Here is a 4,954-nt window from a genome sequence, read left to right as displayed (position 1 = left end):
GGGGTGACGTGAGCGCGTTAAGGATCAGGGTGTTCACGTTGGCCGGAATGGCTGTTCAACTTCGCCGGAATACGCACCTGGTAGGGTTCGTCGCATCTACCAGCAATCACCAGGGAAGTGACCTTATGAAGCGAATAGTCATTGTCCTAGCCCTCCCCCTCGCACTTGCAGCGTGTGGCGATACCCAGGAGAAGAAACAGCCCCGTAAGCCGCCAGAGGAACGGGTGATCAGTGAGCCGACTCATGGATTTGGCGTCCTTTTTGGCAAGCCAAACCCCGATTACACACCGCCAGGGAGGCTAGTTGATAGCCCGGACTTTAAAGTGACTCTCCCAGAGGACCGCTGGGAAGAGGTCACTATCAGCAAAAAAGAGGGCAAGCCAAGCGCGGCGGTAGGTGTAGATAAGTGAGAGCTCGCTGGGCTGTCACTCTCCTGGCTCGCTGATGAGGTATATGGAGCAAGTCAGCGCCGATGTTGCTGACATGAGGGCGATAGAGGTCACCGGACAGATGAAAGGATAGGTGCCAAACGCCAAGAGATGGGCGCCAGGACAGGAGAGCTTAGAAGATCAGACGATGGCCAGCTCAGCCGGAACAGCAGTCTACGCGGGAAGCTCCACCGGCTATGCTGGCGGCACTGTAGGTGGGTCTTTGGGAGGGGCGTATGAACCGAAAAACCGTTAAGAGGATCATCATTGCGCTCGCCGTTGTTGGAATGGAGGCCGCGTTCGGCTATGCCTATCTATGCGGCGCCTTGACCGTGACATATGGCCTATCTCTCCCCAGCGCCGACCTAACACAGGCAGAGTTTGAGCAAGTCCTGTACCTGTCTCGGCTGCCATGGGTACCGTTCGTTGCCTTCCATGTCTTTCTGGTTGTGCTGTACCTATCCGGGCGATTTCTCGATAAGCGCAGCGGCGAGCAATAACAAAGGGCGCCAGTTCGGCGCCTTTCTTCATGGTCACACGCGGCCAGCTCGGCGCTTGGCAATCGCCCCTTCATGGGCAAATATGTCTCTGCAGTAGCGCATCACCATCACCTCACTCGACCTGCGGCCAGCCTTCATGATCTGCAGGGCGTTGTAGCCGTCAGCAGCCAGATCTTGAGCAGGCCCCTACCGCGCGGAGTGACCCGACCGCGGCTGCCCCCCTGCTTGTCCAGGCCCAGCCCCTTATACGCCCTGGCAAACACACGCGCTATCGTCTTGGTAATAGGGATCGTCAAGATCGCCAGCCATCCGGCTGCATGGCGATTTGTTTGAGCTTGACATGCGCCAGCTCGACTTCTCGGAGCAGTTTCAAGACAAAAAGTAGAGTTTTATTAACAGCAACCATTAAGGTTAATCAATGTATAATTTTGCTTTCTATCTTTAATTTGGAGTGAACTGATGCGCAACACCACCCTGCTTGGCTTGGGTTTACTAGTAGCAGCTAATGCATATGCTGACTTGGGAGACATTCCCAAAGAGTCAGGCTGGTCTGGCTTCCTGCTGGGAGGCGTCAACACGCTCAATTATAAATCCAACTTTTATAGTGGTGATGACAATAAAGAGCACATTGATAGCTTAGGTAACGCCGACAGTAACTCTACCTTCTCACCACTGTTCAATGCCGACATTCGCTACACCTTCGCTGATACCCGGACCCAAGTTTTTTTGGGGAACCTGATCCAGGATGCCATTCGCTTCGACTTCACCCAGCAACTGGGTATTCGTCAGGAGATGAGTGATAAAGGGATCGTGGCAGGTTCCGTGGTGTTCAACGCGATGCCGATTGAACAGTGGAGCGATCCGTTTGCCGTCGGAGTAGGGCGCCAATCCACCGATATCAAATCCAAAGGTGTTCGGTTTGCCTGGGACAAGATCTGGGGGAGTAACTTCTACGGTAGCCTCATCACACGTAACATCGAGGTTGATGAAGAACGTAGTGGTAGTCAATTTGATGCAGCGACAGCAGCCAAGCTGGATCGCAACGGGAAAATACATGCAATGGAGTTATCTTACCAGTGGCATTTCACCCCTGGGTACCTTCTGGAACCGGCATTTATCTACCGGCAAGCGGACCTCGATGGCAGCGCCAAGAGCTACGAGAGCACTGCTATGCAATTGACCTTTGCCAAGCATGCTTCTCAGTGGTCGTTTGTCAGCAACGTCTATGTGGGCCAGACCAAATATGATGAGGCAAATCCTATCTTCAATCAGCAGGCTGACTCGGACGAATTTGCTGTCAATGGCACCTTCTTCTGGCATCGACTCTTTGGGATTGCCCCCCTTTCAGCAACGTTGACAGCTGGCTATGCCAAATCTGACTCCGAGATTAGTTTCTATGATACCGAGTCGACCGTATTCAGCACTGGCCTGCTCTACAATTTCTGACAATAGCAGTGCACAACAAGAAAATGGCCGCCCTTTTTGGTACGGCCATTTTCCATCAATTAGAAAAATGGACATCATATCCAGACGTGAGGAGCCCTTATGAGATAGCCCGGTAAGCTGGGCCATCCCTTTATCTTTCCGAGGCAAATTTGGCACATTCCTGTTCCTAAGTAATACCGTTGGATCCCTGCTTGAGCCCACAATTAGCTAACTTTACTTTCCCTTTTTCTGAGATGGCACTCTGTAGAGTGCTACCTAAAGTCATTGAGTAATAACCTGCAAGAAACGATCATTGCCAAAAGTGTGATTTAGTCCTCGTAATTTAGTACTTATTTGTCAGTTATAGGTTGATATTCCGTCACGCGTCCCTGATATAACATGTTGCGTTCACCTACAAGAGAACGTGCATTTTTTCTTAAAAACAGGAGATTCATACGTGCCTAACTACGTAATCAACAAAAATTCGCAGTCAAACGGCGATCATGAAATTCATAACACGACCAGCGGTTGCTCGTTTATGCCAAACCCGGAAAACCGGATAGACTTGGGTTACCATGACTCTTGCCATGGTGCGGTTATTGCGGCGAAAGCTCAGTGGCCAAACAACAAAATCAACGGTTGCTACTACTGCTGTAATGCCTGCCATACAAGCTGATAACGGAACACTAATCCAAAAGCCCTGCGGGGCTTTTTTATCACAACTAAAAGTAAGCACCCAACGAAGACCGTATTGGCATGCGCTACAGTTTATTCAATAGGTAGATCAATATTTCATGGCCAGAACTCACATCACCTATTTACCAACCAATCGACTGTTCAGATAAATAATGAAGAGGAAAATTTGTAAACATATGAGCAATGCCACCGGCAAAGCTCTTGATTTGCTGACACACCAAGGTTCTTCGCCCCAAGAAGATATTTGTCATCTTAATCACGCCCAATCCCACGCAGTCATAGCCAGCAACGCATAGAATTCACGTCTCTGGATAGAGAAAGTAACGCAGAAGCGACGATTCAGCGCTTTGGAAACTCTTGCTGCACGTCTTAATAACCAAACCAGGCTTTCCAGAAGAACCCTATAGCCCCAAACCTATTGGTGAAAACTTGCTGTTTCTCTCTCCTGTAGAGCCATGACCCGCTATGGCGATGCCCGTATTGGAACCGCTCACGACAATGATGGTGAGAAAGCCGCCTTGTGCTTGGCTCTCTTCCCTACCTTCATTACTGATGCGATTGCCTTATACCAAAAAATGAGCGACCGCAATGGGGCCGATCGCCGAAGTAGATCTAAGCCTGGTCCAGTTTGCGGAGTTAATTGACTGTTATCTCCTTCACTTCCAGCATGGGCGTTTGGTTCACGGGTCAAAGGAACAGCCCTCCCTTATTCGGACCTTGACCTGATTACTTTCAGCACTCCGGACCAAGAACCTGCTCTATCAGCACTCAGAGAGGTGCTAGAGGAAAGCTGCTTGCCCTTTCGGGTAGATCTGCTGGTGTGGGATGCCATCCCCGCCAGTTTTAAGACCAATATTGAGCAGAATTTGCTGTGTTGTCTAAATGCAGGAGATCATAGGCACGAACGCATGTCATCGAGCTCGGATAACGATAAAGCACACCACGCTGACAGGGGAACATGCTTGCCACCGTTTGAGAGCCCGAGTGATAACAACGAATTGGATGAGCTGGAAACACTGCTTGGGCACCACGGTAGTGACCACAGTATTATCTCCATGTCGATGCTCGATGGCTTTTTAACTGCGGTGGTCTCTGGCCCCCATCTCATTATGCCGAGCATCTGGCTCCACGCGATCTGGGGTGATGAGCAGGATCAACCCGAGTGGCAAAGCGAAGCTGAGCTGGAGCGCTTTATCGATCTGGTGATGCGCCACAGCAACGACATTGCGACCACCCTGACCTATGCGCCTGAAGACTATTTCCCAGTGGCGCCGGAGTTTGAACGACACGGTGAGTGGGTTCCTCTGATCCACGACTGGTGTGGTGGTTACCTGGGAGGTCTTGAGCTAGCGCCATGGCCCACACTGCCCGCACCTGAAGCTGCCGCACTGGCGATGATAGCTGAACCGCTGGAGAAGATGCCTACATCGCTCGAAGCGCTCAGCAATGAACACCTGCAAGAACAAGCCACTAAAGCCCGCTTTGCTGCTCGTATCCTTCATGCCCACTTTTTGGCGCAACGCAGTGAACGCCCGGCACGACCTCAACCGGTGGTGGCACCCATCAAGATTGGCCGCAACGCGTCGTGCCCCTGTGGCAGCGGCAAGAAGTACAAGCAGTGCTGTTTGCACTGACCAACAATATAGATAGCAAGAGAGGGCCGATGGCCCTCTCTTGTTTTGATTAAACTGAAAGGAGTAACGACGATGACCTGTCCAAAGAAGTGCGATAGAAGAGAAAGGCAGCCAAGGCTCTGTGGCACACTGCGTGGCATACCAAAATTTCAGATAAGAAAAAAGCCCAACCGAATCAATCAGTTGGGCTTATATAGTGGCGGAGCGGACGGGACTCGAACCCGCGACCCCCGGCGTGACAGGCCGGTATTCTAACCGACTGAACTACCGC

At 51.3% G+C, this 4,954-nt stretch carries 4 protein-coding genes; all 4 read left to right on the top strand.

Annotation, left to right across the window (positions count from 1 at the left end; all coding sequences use genetic code 11):
- A partial coding sequence (locus PG888_RS22360) for a hypothetical protein (RefSeq protein ID WP_270694430.1) occupies positions 1–410 on the top strand: 410 nt, incomplete at its 5' end.
- Positions 411–664: 254 nt separating this feature from the next.
- On the top strand, positions 665–928 hold the full coding sequence (locus tag PG888_RS22355; RefSeq protein ID WP_024944997.1) for a hypothetical protein: 264 nt from the start codon (positions 665–667) through the stop codon (positions 926–928).
- Between the two features lie 459 nt (positions 929–1,387).
- On the top strand, positions 1,388–2,374 hold the full coding sequence (locus tag PG888_RS22350; RefSeq protein WP_024944996.1) for a DUF2860 family protein: 987 nt from the start codon (positions 1,388–1,390) through the stop codon (positions 2,372–2,374).
- A 1,319-nt stretch (positions 2,375–3,693) separates the two neighbouring features.
- Positions 3,694–4,683 (top strand): UPF0149 family protein, encoded by a 990-nt coding sequence (locus PG888_RS22345; protein ID WP_270694431.1) that lies wholly within the window; start codon positions 3,694–3,696, stop codon positions 4,681–4,683.
- Positions 4,684–4,954 lie beyond the last annotated feature (271 nt).

The sequence above is a fragment of the Aeromonas sp. QDB23 genome (genome assembly GCF_027707745.1).
Lineage (GTDB): Bacteria > Pseudomonadota > Gammaproteobacteria > Enterobacterales > Aeromonadaceae > Aeromonas > Aeromonas allosaccharophila.
Note: the sequence above shows the minus strand (reverse complement) of the source record. Positions and strands in the feature narration are given on the sequence as shown.

Bases quoted from the DNA above. Each gene is read 5' to 3' on its own strand.
- PG888_RS22355 (WP_024944997.1), top strand. From the start codon at position 665: ATGAACCGAAAAACCGTTAAGAGGATCATCATTGCGCTCGCCGTTGTT.
- PG888_RS22350 (WP_024944996.1), top strand. From the start codon at position 1,388: ATGCGCAACACCACCCTGCTTGGCTTGGGTTTACTAGTAGCAGCTAAT.